Annotated in this window: 16 protein-coding genes; 6 read left to right on the forward strand and 10 right to left on the reverse strand. The window is 69.7% G+C overall.

The window, feature by feature from the left end:
- Positions 1-59: 59 nt before the first annotated feature.
- Both ACTH43_RS11230 and ACTH43_RS11235 read left to right on the forward strand, forming a co-directional pair.
- Positions 60-434, forward strand: a complete 375-nt coding sequence (locus tag ACTH43_RS11230; RefSeq protein WP_441444985.1) for an NAD(P)-binding domain-containing protein — start codon at positions 60-62, stop codon at positions 432-434.
- Entirely contained in the window at positions 416-919 is a 504-nt protein-coding gene (locus tag ACTH43_RS11235) for a hypothetical protein (RefSeq protein ID WP_441444986.1), read from the forward strand. Before ACTH43_RS11230 ends, ACTH43_RS11235 begins: the two co-directional genes overlap by 19 nt.
- A 206-nt stretch (positions 920-1125) precedes the next feature.
- Here the strand turns inward: ACTH43_RS11235 and ACTH43_RS11240 are convergent, their stop codons facing one another.
- Both ACTH43_RS11240 and ACTH43_RS11245 read right to left on the reverse strand, forming a co-directional pair.
- Entirely contained in the window at positions 1126-1473 is a 348-nt protein-coding gene (locus tag ACTH43_RS11240) for an ArsR/SmtB family transcription factor (protein WP_441444987.1), read from the reverse strand.
- A 35-nt stretch (positions 1474-1508) separates the two neighbouring features.
- A complete protein-coding gene (locus ACTH43_RS11245) occupies positions 1509-1796 on the reverse strand; it encodes a hypothetical protein (protein WP_441445023.1) in 288 nt (95 codons plus the stop codon).
- Between the two features lie 84 nt (positions 1797-1880).
- Between ACTH43_RS11245 and ACTH43_RS11250 the strand changes: the two genes are divergently transcribed.
- Positions 1881-2825, forward strand: coding sequence for a cation diffusion facilitator family transporter (locus ACTH43_RS11250; RefSeq protein ID WP_441445021.1), 945 nt, complete (start codon positions 1881-1883; stop codon positions 2823-2825).
- A 25-nt stretch (positions 2826-2850) separates the two neighbouring features.
- Here ACTH43_RS11250 and ACTH43_RS11255 read toward each other — a convergent pair whose 3' ends face one another.
- The 8 genes from ACTH43_RS11255 to ACTH43_RS11290 form a co-directional block, all read right to left on the reverse strand.
- Positions 2851-3399, reverse strand: a complete 549-nt coding sequence (locus tag ACTH43_RS11255; RefSeq protein WP_441444988.1) for a GNAT family N-acetyltransferase — start codon at positions 3397-3399, stop codon at positions 2851-2853.
- Positions 3396-4607 (reverse strand): Gfo/Idh/MocA family protein, encoded by a 1212-nt coding sequence (locus tag ACTH43_RS11260; RefSeq protein WP_441444989.1) that lies wholly within the window; start codon positions 4605-4607, stop codon positions 3396-3398. Before ACTH43_RS11260 ends, ACTH43_RS11255 begins: the two co-directional genes overlap by 4 nt.
- Positions 4597-5361: a ThuA domain-containing protein gene (locus ACTH43_RS11265; RefSeq protein ID WP_441445022.1), complete on the reverse strand. Its 765-nt coding sequence runs from the start codon at positions 5359-5361 to the stop codon at positions 4597-4599. The genes ACTH43_RS11260 and ACTH43_RS11265 overlap by 11 nt, the downstream gene beginning before the upstream one ends.
- A gap of 416 nt (positions 5362-5777) precedes the next feature.
- Positions 5778-6167, reverse strand: coding sequence for a hypothetical protein (locus ACTH43_RS11270; protein WP_441444990.1), 390 nt, complete (start codon positions 6165-6167; stop codon positions 5778-5780).
- Positions 6164-6784, reverse strand: a complete 621-nt coding sequence (locus ACTH43_RS11275) for a histidine phosphatase family protein (protein WP_441444991.1) — start codon at positions 6782-6784, stop codon at positions 6164-6166. Before ACTH43_RS11275 ends, ACTH43_RS11270 begins: the two co-directional genes overlap by 4 nt.
- An 11-nt stretch (positions 6785-6795) precedes the next feature.
- Positions 6796-8505, reverse strand: a complete 1710-nt coding sequence (locus ACTH43_RS11280) for an FAD-binding oxidoreductase (protein WP_441444992.1) — start codon at positions 8503-8505, stop codon at positions 6796-6798.
- Positions 8502-9449, reverse strand: coding sequence for a 1-acyl-sn-glycerol-3-phosphate acyltransferase (locus tag ACTH43_RS11285; RefSeq protein ID WP_441444993.1), 948 nt, complete (start codon positions 9447-9449; stop codon positions 8502-8504). Before ACTH43_RS11285 ends, ACTH43_RS11280 begins: the two co-directional genes overlap by 4 nt.
- A 4-nt stretch (positions 9450-9453) precedes the next feature.
- On the reverse strand, positions 9454-10230 hold the full coding sequence (locus ACTH43_RS11290) for an SDR family NAD(P)-dependent oxidoreductase (RefSeq protein WP_345076374.1): 777 nt from the start codon (positions 10228-10230) through the stop codon (positions 9454-9456).
- Between the two features lie 133 nt (positions 10231-10363).
- Between ACTH43_RS11290 and ACTH43_RS11295 the strand changes: the two genes are divergently transcribed.
- The 3 genes from ACTH43_RS11295 (at position 10364) to ACTH43_RS11305 (ending at position 15088) form a co-directional block, all read left to right on the forward strand.
- A complete protein-coding gene (locus ACTH43_RS11295; protein WP_441444994.1) occupies positions 10364-12661 on the forward strand; it encodes an HAD-IB family hydrolase in 2298 nt (765 codons plus the stop codon).
- Between the two features lie 897 nt (positions 12662-13558).
- Positions 13559-13963 carry an endonuclease domain-containing protein gene (locus ACTH43_RS11300; protein WP_441444995.1) on the forward strand — a complete coding sequence of 135 codons (405 nt, stop codon included), beginning with the start codon at positions 13559-13561 and terminating at the stop codon, positions 13961-13963.
- A gap of 420 nt (positions 13964-14383) precedes the next feature.
- A complete protein-coding gene (locus ACTH43_RS11305; RefSeq protein WP_441444996.1) occupies positions 14384-15088 on the forward strand; it encodes a hypothetical protein in 705 nt (234 codons plus the stop codon).
- The last annotated feature ends 34 nt before the right edge of the window (positions 15089-15122 follow it).

Raw genomic sequence — 15122 nt, forward strand, 5'->3', positions numbered from 1 at the left:
GTACCCCAGTAAATAGTGGGTACTTCCCGAAGTCCAGGGCGCTCCGGAGCATGGGAGTCATGTCGACTCCTTCTCTCACCCTGCTCGACCTCGGCGCGATGGGCCACGCGCTGGCCACTACCGCACTCGATACCGGACACCCGCTCACCGTCTGGAACCGCACCCCGAGTCGCGCCGGGGCACTCACCCGACGAGGCGCCGTGGAGGCCGCCACCGTCGAAGAGGCACTGACCACCACGGACCTGACCGTTGTGTGCCTGTACGACCATGCCTCCGTCCACCACGTCCTCGACACCGCAGCAGCCGCCCTGACCGGCCGCACGCTGATCAACCTGACCACCACGACGCCGGAGGAGGCCCGCGAACCGCCACCTGGGCGGCCGCACACGGTGCGAGGTATCTGGACGGCGCCATCATGGCTGCTCCCTCCATGATCGGCTCCCCGGACTCCGTCATCCTCTACAGCGGCTCCTCTGACGCCTTCGAGGCACATCGGAGCATTCTGGAGTCCTGGGCCACCAGCACCTTTGAGGGCGCTGACGCAGGGCTCGCCTCCCTGTGGGACCTGGCCATGCTCTCGGGGATGTACTCCATGTTCGCCGGCTTCCTGCACGGCGTCGCCATGCTGCAATCGGCCTCGATCCCGGCGGGCACCTACGCCCGGCGCGCCGCGCCGTTCCTGGCGGCCATGACCGAGCTCCTGGGGCATTCCACCGAACATCTCGACGAGCGCGACTACAGCCGGCCTCTTCAGAGCCTGGAATGGACCACGACGCTGCTGGGCACGATCGAGCGAGCCAGCCTCGAACAGGGCATCGCCCCTGCCCCGACAGCGCTGGTGCAGCGACTCGTGCGCGACCAGATCGACGCCGGCCACGGCGAGGAGGACTTCGACAGGATCATCGAATCCCTGCGGTGAACGGCCTCGGGGGCCGATGGGCAGCGGGCGTCAACGATGCGCTGAACCCAGACACCTCCGGGCGCACTGTGAAAAGAGCCCCTCGCGGCACCGAAAGGTGCGGTGAGGGGCTTCTTCGTGTCCGCCGCGCACTCATGCTCGCCGCGCGCGGATCACCGGGCGGCGGTGGCCCGCCACTCCGCCGGAGGTCACTGCTCAGCAGCCCCTCAGTATCCGTGAGGGTCATCCCCTGCCGCCGCTCCGGTGACGTGCTCGGCGTGCGAGAGCGTCTCCGTGAGCAGCCGGCGCACATGAGAGTCCGAGGCGCGATAGAAGGCGAAGGTGCCCTCCTTGCGGCTCTGCACCAGGCCGGCCAGTCGCAGCTTGGACAGATGCTGACTCACCGCGGCGGGCGCCGCACCGATCGCCTCCGCGAGCGCGTTCACACTGCGCTCCTGCTGGAAGAGCGCCCAGAGGATCTTCACCCGGGTGGGGTCGGCGAGCATCCGGAAGGTGTCGGCGGCGACCTGGGCATGCTCGTCGTCAGGGACCAGATGGACGGGCGCGGGATGCATTCCGCCATCGTACGCAGATCTTGCTATCCGCATGTCTACGCAGATAGATTGATGTCGTGTCCCCACTCCCCGCACCTGATCACTCGCACGGCCCTCATCCCGCGCCGCAGCATGACCACCCGCACCCGCACCCGCACCCGCACCCGCACCCGCACGATGATGGCCACGAGCACGGGCACGAGCACAGGCACGACCACGACCACGACCACGACCACGACCACGACCACGACCACGACCACGACCACGATGATGGCCACGGCCACGGGCACGGCGATGAACACGGCCACCACGACGGTGCCGGGATCTGGTCGCGCCTGCGCCACGCCCTGACCCCGCACAGCCACGATCACGGCGAGGCGATCCGCACCGCCGAGGAATCCAGCGCGATCGGCATCCGAGCGGCCTGGGTGAGCCTCGCCGGCATGGGGGCGACCGCACTGCTGCAGATCGCCATCGTCGCCCTCAGCGGCTCGGTTGCCCTGCTCGCCGACACCCTCCACAACCTCGGCCATCTCGCCACCACGATCCCGCTGATCATCGCGTTCCGCCTGGGACTGCGCGCCCCCACCCGTCGCTACAGCTACGGCTTCCGGCGCGCTGAGGACCTGGTGGGGCTCCTGATCGGAGCGGTGATCGCGCTGTCAGCGGGCCTGATCGTGTGGGAGTCAGTACGGGCGCTCACCTCCTCTCGGGATATGACCCATCTGGGGTGGGTGCTCGCCGCCGCCCTGATCGGTGCGGCCGGGAACGAGCTGGTCGCGAGATACCGGATCCGTGCCGGCCGGAAGATCGGGTCGGCCGCGCTCATCGCCGAGGGACAGCACGCACGCACTGATGCGCTCACCTCACTGGCAGTCGTGATCGGCGTGATCGGAGCCTGGCTGGGGCTCGCCTGGATCGACCCCATCATCGGCCTGGTCATCTCTGTGATGGTGGTGCTGGTGCTGATCAGCTCGATGCGCACCGTGATCCACCGCCTGATGGACGGCGTCGAGCCCGGCACCTTGGACCGGATCGAGGCAGCCGCCGCGGTCCCCGGCGTGCTCAATGTGCGCGACGCCCGGGCCCGCTGGATCGGGCATCGCCTCGAGGCGGAGGTCACCGTGGAGGTCGACCCGACCCTCAGCGTCGGCCGCTCACGGCTGCTCGCGGACGCGATCGAGCGGCAGCTGCACCAGGCGCTGCCCCACCTGGACCGTGCCGGGGTGCGGGTCACGGCGGGCGTCGGTCAGTCGGGTGCCGATCAGTCGCGCACCGATCATCCGGATGCCGATCAGTCGGGCACGGGGCAGTCGGGCACGGGGCAGTCGGGCACGGGGCAGTCGGGCACAGGGCGGCCGACGAGGCACTGACCGGGCAGCCGCCCGTCACGGCCGTTCAGAGGACCAGGTCGTCCCAGACGAACGTGGTCGTCTCCCCGGTCTCCCAGTCGCGTCGCAGGATGCTGTAGGCGACCGAGGCGAGCGGCGTCCCGCCATCCACCGGCCAGCCCTCCCGGTAGTGCGCCTCCTTGACCCAGCCGCCGCGGTGGAAGGTCTTGCGCATCGCGATGTTGTCCTCGCGGGTCTGCCCCTCGAAGCGATTCACGCTCGGCATGGTGCGGAAGACGTGGTCGGCCACGGCGCGCAGGATCTGGAGGCCGAGGCCGCGTCCGCGGAACGGGGTGTCCAGGCGGAGGTCGAACAGCGGGTCTTCGTCGCTCAGATCCTCCAGGCGCAGGAAGCCGATGCGTCCCAGCTCTCCGTGATCGATCCAGAACGAGTCGTTGTCCTCATCCCGGTAGGCGCCTTTGCTGATCAGGCCCTCGATATCGGCGGCCCGCGGGCGGGTGCGCACATGGAACGGGAACTCGTTCCGCGTCATGAAATCGACGAGGGCGTCATGATCTGCGCCGACGGGGTCCAGACGCGCGAAGGTGATGCTCATGCGCTGAGCACCTCGCGCACGGAGGTCCAGGACTGCATCAGCTCCCGGGCCGCGGGATCCGTCTCCGCCGTGATCGCCTCGACGCGCGCCTGTTCGAGCAGCACGTCGATCTCGACTCGCTGTCCGCTCTCCACGGAGGCCACCGCGGCCTCGACCATCGCGAAGCTCAGCAGGTTCTCGCGCACCTCGCACATCGGGGTGCGACCCTCGCGCAGGGCGCTGACGAACTCCACGAGCGACGCTGCGATCTGGTCCGGCTCCGGGGCGTCCTCCGCTGCGACCTCCGCCTGCAGGCGGGCGGTGGTCTCCTCGTCCTCGGTGCCCAGCACCGGAGCTCCGGTGCCGTCCCAGGTGGCGGAGCCGTGCTGGGCGGCGATCCGCCACTCGCTGTTCCACCAGGTCGGCAGGCCCCGGGCGTTCCAGGTGCCGTGATAGGCGAAGAGGGATCCATCGGTCATCTCGAAGGTCGCGCTCACCGTCGCGTCGTGCGAGTAGACGCTCCAGTCGGGCCGGGCACCGCGCGCCGTGACCGCCACCGGATCGGCACCGGTGATGTAGCGGGCCGTGTCGAAGGCGTGGATGCCCATGTCCCGCAGCAGCGGATGGTGCTGGGTGCGTCGGAACCCGTCGTGCTCGACGAACAGCGAGAAGAACGCGCTGGTCATCACCGTCGGCCCATGAGCAGCGACGAAGCTGCGCAGCTGCCGCACCTGGCGGAAGAACCGCCGGGACTGGGAGACCATGAACGGCACCCCGGTCAGCTCGGTGTGCGCGACCAGGCTCAGCGCCTCGGAGAGGGTCTCGGTGACGGGCTTCTCGCCGAGGACCGGGATCCCGGCGTGCAGCGCCTTCACGGTCACCGGGTGGTGCGCGAGCGGCACGGTCGGGTTCACCAGCAGGTCGGCACCGACCTCGAGGGCGAGGTCGACGCCGTCGGCCCCGGTGGCGACGCTCGCGGGGTCGGCGACCCCGGACTGCTCGATCACCCGCTGCGGCGCGCCCTCGACCAGATCGGCGACGCCCACCAGCTCGGCGACCCCGCTGGCGACGATCTCCCGCGCCCACCAGCTGCCCATCCCGCCGGCGCCGACGACCACCACGCGGGCGGGACGGTCCGCAGGCAGGAGTGGGAAGCCGGTGCGCTCGACGGCGGGCGCCGGGGCGCCGGAGGTGTCGGTCAGCGTGCGGGCGGAGCGCTCAGATGACACGCGGGACCTCACCGCCGCGGAACCAGTCGCGCGGGGCGTTCGCGATCTTCACCGGTGCCGCCTCGCGCTCCTCGGGGCGGGCCCAGACCACGGCGTTGGCGAGCACGCGCTGGATCTCTGCCTGGTGGTAGACCGGATACTCCTGGTCGCCGGGGCTGAAGTAGAAGACCTTCCCCTTGCCGCGGCGGAAGGCGGCACCGGAGCGGAACACCTCTCCCCCGGCGAAGGAGGAGACGAAGACCAGCTCGTCGGGGGCGGGGATGTCGAACATCTCGCCGTACATCTCCTGCGCGGGGATGACGATCGGATGGGGGACGCCGCGGGCGATCGGGTGGGAGCCGTTGACGGTCCACACCCGTTCCTCCTCCCCCTCGTTGCGCCACAGCAGGTTGCAGGTGGTGCCCATCAGCGCCTTGAACGGCTTGGAGTAGTGAGCGGAGTGCAACGGGATCAGGCCCATGCCCTCGTGGACGCGGCGCACCACCCGCTCGGAGATCTCGTCAGGCACATCCTCGTGCGCCATGTGGCCCCACCAGGTGAGCACGTCGGTCTCGGCGAGCGCCTCCTCGGAGAGGGACTCCTCGATGTCATCGAGCAGGGCGATCCGCACCTCGGCCTCGATCCCGTCGGCCGCGAGCAGGGAGCGCAGAGCCTCCGCGATCACGGTGTGCATCCCGTCGGGATAGATCTCCTGCACCGTGGGGTCGACCTTCTCGTGCCGGTTCTCACCGAAGACGGCGATGCGCAGTGCCATGGGGTTCTTCATCCTGTCGCTGAGGGTTCGTGGGCCGTCTCGGAAGACGCTGGAACCATCGTAGAGGCGCGCCCGCACCGCCCGGGACCCGCTGCGGAGGAACCGTGTCTCTGCGCCTGCGGAGGCCTGGTCGGCCCGCTGGCCTCGGGAACCGTGACCGGGATGTGATCTGTTTCTCATCCGGGACGGCTATGGTCGAACACAGGCTCCTTCAATGGCGAAGGGGCCTGCACTTCTCGGGGCAGCCAGACCTGCCCCGAGGCCGTCACAGGGGCACTGTGCCCCGGACATGCCGGGCCGATGCCTCCTTCGGGACTCAGCACCATCGGCCCGGCGCGCCACCGGCGCGGCGCACTGTCAGTCCGACGCACCCTCGCCCCGGCCCACCCTCAGCCCGGCGCCGACCGACGGGCCGGTCAGAACTTGCGCACCTGCACGAGCCGTCCGTCGGCCCCGAGCTGCTGCTCGAGAGCGGTCAGCGTCTCCAGGTGCACGCGGGAGGCGCGGGCCCGCCCGGAGGCTCCGCCGAGCGCACGGCCGGCGGACTCGCCCCACACGTATCGGATCTCGGTGACGCCGGGGCCCTCTCGCAGCTCGATCGGTGCGGTGAGGTGGAACTTCCGACCGGCGAAAGCGCCGAGGAGCACGCTGCGGCGTCGGCTGCCCCGCTCGTAGTCGATGCGACCGGGACTGCGCTCCTGAGCGCTCCAGCCGCGCCCGAGGAAGAACTGGTCGAGGGCAGTGCGTGCCGAGCGCACGTCGCCGCGCACCGTGAGCGCCGCTCCGCCGGGGAACTGCACGGTCATGATCGGCTCTTCTCCCTGGCGGGCACGTCACTGGCAGGCATGCCTCTCGCGGGCCCGAGCAGTCGCAGCTCGGCATTGCCGAGATGCGACTGCTCGCGGTGGTCATGGGGATCTGCCCCGGCTGCGAGCGTGAGCGCGATCTGCAGCACGTCGCCGTGGGCGACCAGCACCACCGGCGCGTCGGGGGTGAGCTCGTCAGCCTCGCGCAGCACCGCGAGCACGCGCGCAGCGACCGCCGCGACCTGCTCGACCCCGTCCTGATGGGTGCCGCGATCGCGATCGATGCCCCACACCTGCTCATAGGCGTCGGCTGGACCCTCGTCGTGATCGCCGAAGCTGCGCTCACGCAGGCGCTGATCGATCCGCGGCGCGGCGGCGCCGAGACCGGCGGCGAACTCCTCAGCCGTCTGGAGAGCGCGTGCGAAGTCGCTCGAGATCACCAGCGTCTCCGGTCCCAGGCCCCGCGCGGCGCCGTCCCGGGCGGCCTCGCGGGCCTGGGCACGACCGCGCGCGGTCAGCCCCACCTCGGTGAGCGCGCGCGGCCCGGGGACCGACACGATCAAGCCCTCCACGTTCGCGGTGGACTCACCGTGGCGGAGCACCCAGAGCTGGTTCATCAGCGCTCCCGTCAGGGGGTGGTGACCTTGCCGGGGTTCAGGTTCCGGCCGGGGTCGTTGTCGGCGAACAGCCCCTTGACCATGCGCACCCCCACCTCACCGATGTCCTCGGTGATCCACGGCTGATGCTCGGTTCCCACCGCGTGGTGGTGCGAGACCGTCGAACCCAGATCCATGAAGGTCTGCTGCACGGCGCTCTTGGCGGCGTAGTACTGCTCGAGGGCCTGCTCGTCGGAGGAGTAGGGGAAGGCGAAGGTGAAGTAGAGGCAGGCCCCTGCGTGGTAGCTGTGCGACATGTGGCAGAACATGAAGCCCGGCAGGCCCTGCTCCTCCTGCACCGAGTAGAACGCCTCGTAGGCCTTCGCGTGGACCGCGTTGAGGTTCGACCAGGTCGCCCCGGTGTCGCAGACGTCCCCGAAGACCTGGTAGTTCATCAGGAAGTCACGCAGGTAGGGGGTGTCGAACTTCTTCTGGTCGTAGATCGCGCCGGGTCCCGCGCCGAGGGTGATGCCCCCGTTGCTCTTCACGATCTTCTTGACGATCGACTTCTGCTGCTCCACCGCCGCCTTCGAGCCCTCGAAGCAGACGTAGGAGATCGACATCTCGTTCGTGGTGTCCCAGCCCTGGGAGCGGAGGTAGGCGAAGAGGCCGTCCTGCACCTTCGCGGCGACCTTCCCCTTCGTGGAGCTGGGCTCCTTGACCATGGAGAGGCTGAACTCGGTCTCGGGTCCGTCGGAGAGGCGGGTGAAGGTGGGCTTCACGTCGGTCGAGCGGGCGATCGCGTGCATGCCGCGGATGCCGTGCTCCCAGTCGGGGTACATGTAGGCGATGACCTGGCGCACCGGGGCCAGGCGGTGGACCTGGACGGTGGCTTCGGTGATGACGCCGAGGCGGCCCTCGCTGCCCAGGATCATCTCGTGCACGCTGGGGCCCGAGTCCCGGCCGGGGATCGGCTTGGTCACCGCGACGCCGTCGGGGTGGACCATGCGCAGGCCGCGCACGATGTCCTCGATGTCCCCGTACTTGTCGGACTGCATGCCCGAGGAGCGGGTCGCGGCCCAGCCGCCGAGCGTCGAATAGGCGAAGGAGTCGGGGAAGTGGCCGACGGTCCACCCCTCGGCGTTCAGCTGCTCCTCCAGGTCCGGGCCGTAGGCACCGGCCTCCACCCGGGCCAGGCCCGCGGTGTCGTCGATCTCGAGCACCTCGCGCATCCGGCCGAGGTTCAGGGAGATCACGGGGCGCTGCTCGGAGATGTCCGGCGTGACGGAGCCGGAGATGCTGGACCCGCCGCCGTAGGGGATCAGCACCAGGTCCTGCTCCAGCACGACCTTCAGCAGCGCGGCCACCTCCTCCTCGGAGGCGGGGTAGACGACCGCGTCGACCAGACGGGCGAAGTCGCCGGCCCGCACGCGGAACAGGTCCGGCAGGGAGCGGCCGAAGGAATGCACGACCCGGACCTCGTCGTCCTCGAGCACGCTCTCCTCGCCGACCACGCTGGTCAGCAGTGAGCGCACGGGCGCGGGCAGCCGGCTCGCGGGCACCTCGAAGTCCGACAGGACAGGCGTGACGGGGGTGCTCTTGGCAGCCAGGTCCACCCCGATCTTGTTCTTCGCCAGCGGGGCGAAGGCGGGCTTGTTGTCGTAGCGGAAGGTGACATCGCTCAGACCCCAGCCCCACCACTTATGCCGCTTGACCTCGCGTGCGCTCAGCCGGTCGCTCATGCGGATTCCTCCTCGTCCCGGACAGCGCTGCCCAGAACCTCGTCGTGATGCTCGTCGTACAGGTCCTTGACCCGGGCCCGGATCCGGGCGGAGAAATCCACCGCGGATTCGTCCTCGTGGGAGATCATCGGCTCACCGAAGACCACGGCGACCGGGGGGCGGCCCGGCTTCGGCCAGCTGCGCCCCTTGGGCATCGCCTCGTGGGCTCCGATGATTGCGGCGGGGACGACGGGCACGCCGACCCCGATCGCGAGTGCGGCGGCGCCGGGCTTGAAGTCGGCCATCTTCCCGTCCAGCTGGCGGGTCCCCTCGGGGAACACCAGGATCGGCACGCCCGCGCGGAGCAGCTTGCGGGAGGTGCCGGAGTGCTTGCGGGAGCCGCCGCGATCGATCGGGAAGGCGTTGAAGATGATCCGCACGAAGAGCCGGCGGTACCAGACGTTGAAGAAGTAGTCCGCCGCGACTCCGGTGGACAGGAAGCGTGCCTGCGCCCAGGGCAGGCCGCGCGCCAGCATCGGGGCGTCGATGTGGCTGGAATGGTTCGCGACCAGCACGAACGGACCGCGCACGGTCTTCACCCGGCGGTGGACCACCTTCGAGGTGGTGAGGTTCGAGCCGACCACCGCGCCGAAGAACCCGCGCTGCGCCACGAAGCGCAGTGCGGCCCGTGCCTGCGAGCGGTACTTGGCCAGATCGCCCTGGGGCCTCTCCCAGCCCTCCCCCCGGGAGCGCGCGGACAGCGACTTCAGCGTCCGCCTCCCGCGCACCTTCGAGGAGACGGGTTCCGCAGTGGCTGCAGCGCGGCGGGTCTCGTCGGCGGACAGCGAGCCTTCACCGGGGCCCGTGACCTCGGCGGCAGCCGCGCCGTCGCCTGGGGGTGTCCCGTCGGCCGGAGGTGTGCCGTCGGCCGGGTCGGTGGGTTGCGGGGTGTCCTCAGAGGTCACGCGATCACTTCTCCCGCTTCCGGCGATGGCTGAGCAGGGCGCTCAGCCGGGCCACCAGACCGCGCGGAGTCATGCGCAGCACCGCCGCGATCCCCTTCCAGCGCTTCGAGGGGATCGAGACGGGCTTCCCGCGGGAGACGTCCCGCAGGCAGTCCTCGACCAGGCGGTCGGCCTCGAGCCAGAGCACACCGGGGATCGAGGAGCCCTTGATCCCGGCGCGGGTATGGAACTCCGTGCGCACCCAGCCCGGCATCAGCGCCGTGACCTGTACGCCGGTGCCGATGAGCTGGACGCCGAGGGATTCCGAGTAGTTGCCCACCCACGCCTTGATGGCGGAGTAGTTGTTCTGGGTGACCAGTGCGGAGACGGAACCGACGTTGATGATCCAGCCCCGACCCCGGGCGCTCATCCCCCGCCCGGCGGCGCCGCCCAGCTTGAGCACCGCTCGGATCATCACCTCGAAGCCGAGGTCGTGCTGCGAGAGGTCCTCATCGAGCAGCGAAGCCCTCACCGAGAACCCGGCGTTGTTGACGAAGACGTCCACGGGATCGGCGGACGCTTCGAGGCGGTCGGCGACGCGCTGCTGGGCGTCGCGGTCGGAGAGGTCGGCGACCATCGTCTCGACCTCGACGCCGTACTCGCGACGGAACTGCGCGGCGGCCTCTTCCAGGCGCTCAGGGTTCCGCGCGACCAGCACAAGAGCTGTCCCCCGGCCCGCGAACGCTCTGGCGAACGCGGCCCCGATGCCTGCAGTGCCGCCGGTGATCAGGGCCCTATGCATGGCGGCTACGATACACTAGCGAGGCCCTGACCAGCGCGGAGAAGCTCCCTGGTGGGAGCACCGCAGGGCTCCCGCGCGCGACCCGTGTGGCCCCGGAACCCGCGCCCCGCCGTACCCGTCCACAGAGGATCCCATGACCCACACCACCGCCCCCGCCGTTCAGACCGCTTCCGGCGGCACCACCAGCGGAGGGCGTCGGATCCTGTTGACCGGAGTCACCGGCTTCCTGGGCCAGGCAGTGCTCCGCTCGCTGCTGGAGACCACGCCGGACACCCATGTCACCGCCGTCGTGCGCCCCAAGGGCTCCGTCACCGGGCGCAAGCGGCTCGAGCAGCTGCTGCGCAAGCCTGTCTTCTCCTCCTGGGCCGAGCTGCTGAGCGCTGAGGGCACCGACGAAGCACCGGTCGACGGCAAGGCACAGCTGAAGGAGATCTTCGACGCTCGCGTGAGCGTGCTCGAGGGTGACCTCACCGATATGCCCGCGATCACGGAGCCCTTCGACACCGTGATCCACTCGGCCTCCTCGGTCTCCTTCGACCCGCCGATCGACGACGCCTTCCGCACCAACGTCGGCGGTGCCCGGAACCTGTACGAGGCGCTGCTGGCCTCGGGCCAGGACCCGCACGTCATCCATGTCTCCACCGCCTACGTCGGCGGCATCGCGAAGGGTCTGCGCCAGGAGGGCTCCCTCCAGGCCGACGTCGACTGGCGCGCCGAGTACGAGGCCGCGATGCAGGCCCGCGCCCGGGTCGATGCGGAGTCCCGCCGCCCCGAGACGCTGCGCTCCCAGATCAATGCCGCCAAGGGCCGTCACGGCCGGATGGGCCCCTCGGCAGTCGCCGCAGCCTCCGAGGAATCGCGCCGCGAATGGGTCGACGAGCGCCTGATCGACTTCGGCCGCACCCGCGCCCAGTCCGTGGGCTGGACCGACATCTACACCTTCACCAAGGCGATGGCCGAGCAGGTCGCCGAGGAGCTGTGGGCCGGCAACGGGCACCGCGTTTCCTTCGTGCGCCCCTCCATCATCGAATCCGCGATGAAGAAGCCCTATCCGGGCTGGATCGACGGCTACAAGGTCGCCGACCCGCTGATCATGGCCTACGGCCGCGGCGTGCTGCAGGAGTTCCCGGGCCTGGCCGATTCGATCCTCGACGTCATCCCCGTGGACCACGTCGTCAACGTGATCGTCGCGCTCGCCACCCAGGACGTCTCCCGCCGCGGCGACGACGCCTACTTCCAGGTGGTCTCCGGCGCGTCGAACCCGCTGCCCTTCCACGAGATGGTCACCGCGGTGCGCGAGTACTTCGTGAAGTACCCGCTCGAGGATGACAAGGGCCGTCCGATCCCGGTGCCCGAATGGTCCTTCCCCGCCGTCGAGATGGTCGAGCAGCGGTTCCGTGCCAAGGAGCTCTCCGCGAAGCTCGGCTCCGCCGCGGTCGCCTACCTCCCGGCCACCAAGCGCACCCGGGAATGGACCGCCAGCCTGCACAAGGCCACCTCGGGCCTGACCATGCTGCGCAAGTACATCGAGCTGTACCGGCACTACACGAAGACCGAGATGGTCTTCGACGACGCCAACACTCGGGCGCTGCGCGAGGAGCTGCCGGCCGCCTTCCTCGAGACCCATGACTTCGACATCAAGGGCCTGGTCTGGAAGGACTACTTCCAGCAGCAGCACCTGCCCGCGGTCACGGACCTCACCAAGGCCTACTCCCGGGCGAAGTCCGCCCAGAAGAAGCGGGCCTCCCGCCCCGTCCCCGAGCTGAAGCGCTCCGAGAACACGCTGGCCGTGTTCGACCTCGACGGCACTGTGCTCTCCACCAACATCGTCCAGCAGTACTTCGCCGTGGTCCGCGCCACCAAGCCGCGCCGCACCTGGCCGGCGGAGATCGGCGGCCTGCTGGCCGCTGTCCCCGGCTACCTGCGTGCCGACAAGCGCGACCGCTCAGAGCTGATCCGCCTGGTCAACCGCCGTTACAAGGGGTACCGCAGTGCAGATCTGCGCACCCTGATGCAGGGCGAGGCCGGGCGCCGGATCCGGGCCTCGATCCTCCCCGAGGCACTCGAGACCATCGAGCGCCACCGCGCCGCCGGGCACCGCACGGTGCTGGTCTCCGGCGCGCTGGACGTGCTGGTCGAGCCGCTCGCCGATCTGTTCGACGAGGTCATCGCCACTCACATGGACGAAGACACCTCCGGGGTGATGACCGGCTACCTGGCCACTCCCCCGCTGGTCGATGAGGCCCGCGCGAACTGGCTGCGCAAGTACGCCGACCTGCACGGCGCGGACCTGTCCACCTCCTACGGCTACGGAGACTCCCACGCCGACGCCGCCTGGCTCGAGCTGGTGGGCACCCCCGCCGCAGTCGCCCCGGACCTCGGCCTCTACGCGGTTGCGAAGAAGAAGCGCTGGCAGATCCTGGAGTGGTGACCCGCTGAGGGCAGCCGGCCGCCGGGCTGGCTGCCGTTCGGGCTGGCTGCCGGGGTGGCTGCCGTTCGGGCCAGCTCCCGCGCAGGCCAGCTCCCGCACCGGCCAGCTCCCGCACGGGCCGCCTCCTATACCGGCCCCGCGTGGGTCACCGGTACGGGCCACCAGTACTTTGTCTGTGGTGAGGGTTGAACGGCTCTACACCGTTCAAACCTCACCACAGACCGTTTTCTGGTGGAACCTGTCGTGCTCTGCCCGGCGCAAGCGGCCTTTCCGTCCGCGACGGTTCCTCCCCACCTCCACGTTGTCCACAGCGATGACGGTCTCGCCCCGTTGCGCCCCGTCGTTGCCGAGACTCGGGACATGTACGGACCGAGTCGACTGATCCTGCCGGCGAGCGCAGGGCCTCCCTTCCGCCCGAACCGTCGGCGTCGAGGAACCTTGCACCTCACCGCGAGGCAGCTCGGCATTGCTCGGCGCAGCGAACTTGTCGTCTTCGGCCTCACTCCGTGGACGATGCGAGCCGCTCTCGAGCGAGGCGAGCTGCAGCGCGTGGCCCGAGGCTGGATCGCGCGGCCCTCCGCCTCCCCTGACGTGATCCGCGCGCTCATCGCCGGGTTTCGTCTCACCTGCGTGGATGCTGCCCGGCTGCATGGGCTGTGGACACCGGATGACACTCCAGCCGAGGAACACCTGCTTCACGTCTACCGCTATGGCGATGAGCGTGCCGTCCCCGACGGCATGATCACTCATCTCCCCCGCGTCAGATCTTGGCCAGAGCAGGATGCGGTCGCCTCCGTGTCTCTCACCCTCGAGCATGCGCTCCGCTGCTGCAGCGGGGAGACCGCCGCGGTACTTCTCGAGTCCGCGATGGAGCGCCGGCTCTTGTCCCCTGCGGCCGTGCAGCAACTGCTCGACGATGCCCCTGACGCAGTCCGCTCACGGATCGGAACTCTGTCCGCCGCCAGCGACTCGGGATCGGAGACGAGGGTGGCGCGCTGGCTGCGTCGGCGGCACTTCCAGGTCGAACAGCAGGTGTTCGTGGACGGGGTCGGGCTGCTGGATGCCTACGTCGGCGGTCTCTTCCTGGAGATCGACGGCCGGGAGTTCCACGACGGCGAGGATGCCTTCAGCCGGGACCGGCGCCGAGATCTGCGGGCGATTCGACACGGGCTGCAGGTGCTCCGGCTGAGCTACGCGCAGGTGTGGCACGACTGGGAGAGAACCCAGCAGGACATCCTCCGAGCCATCGATGAGGTCGGTGCCTTCGGCCGACGCAAGGTCGAGCAGCTGGCGCTGCGCTGAGCGCGGCACCAGCACGTCAGGCACCACCAGCACGTCAGTTGCCACCAGTAAGCCAGGCAGCCCCAGCACATCACCCGCCACCAGAACTCTGTCCCTGGCGAGGCCCGAACGGCTGTAGGGCGTTGAAGAACTCGTGAGAGACAGATTGGTGGTGGCACCGGGCTGTGGGTGCCGCTGGTGTCAGGCGGAAGGACGGAATGGCGGGTGGCGAGTGGCGATGGGGACCTCTGACTGGGCAGCTCTGCACGGGTGCTCCTCCCCATGGCGCGAATCGTGTAACCTTCCTAGGCTCGACGCATCGTCACAGGCCAGGGACCGCAACACCGGTCCCGCGCCGAGGACCGGGGCCGCGCGACCGTGCAGCTCCTCAACGCAGGGGAACGGCCTTCGCCGTACCCCGGCCCGCAGAAGGAGGACTCCATGTCCCGCACGATCATTGCCCGCGGCGCCGCTCTGGCCGCCGCCACCATGCTGGCCCTGACCGCCTGCGGCGGTACGGACGAAGCTCCCGCCGAGGAGCAGCCCGCCGCGGTCACCGAGCAGGAGGCGGAGCCGGAAGACGCCGACGCCGAGGAGTCCGCAGACACCGAGGACACCGCCGACACTCAGGACGCCGAGGACACCGAGGAGGCCGCGGACGATGATGACGCAGCCGGTGATGACGCCGCGGGCGCTGAGGCTGGCACCGTGGTGGAGATCGGCACCGAGTTCACCGACGAGGAGACCGGCGATGTGATCACCATCGTCTCCGCGGTGCGCGGCAACGACACCGAGTACTACATGGCCAGCGATAACCCTGACGGCGAGATGATCTACCTCGAGGTGAAGGTGACCGCCGGCGACCAGTTCGGCGGAGTCATCAGCCAGCAGGACTTCTTCCTCGACGACGGCGGTGAAGAGGTCAACTACGCCAGCACCGCGGACGACGAGCTGACCGCGGCCGGGTTCACGTACTTCGAGGGCACCCCGCGCAGCGACGGTGAGGGCACCGGCTATATCCCGATCTATGTCGAGACCACCGGGGACACCCTCAAGGGCGCCTACGTTCGGCCGGAGATGAAGATCCTCGGCGAGGACGAGACCGTCCCCGAGTTCCGCGGCGAGTTCGAGATCCCCGCTGCCTGATCCCGGTGGGCTGACCATCGCCGGCTGACTCCGG

The organism is Brachybacterium sp. (assembly GCF_052095815.1).
In the GTDB taxonomy this organism is placed as follows: domain Bacteria; phylum Actinomycetota; class Actinomycetes; order Actinomycetales; family Dermabacteraceae; genus Brachybacterium.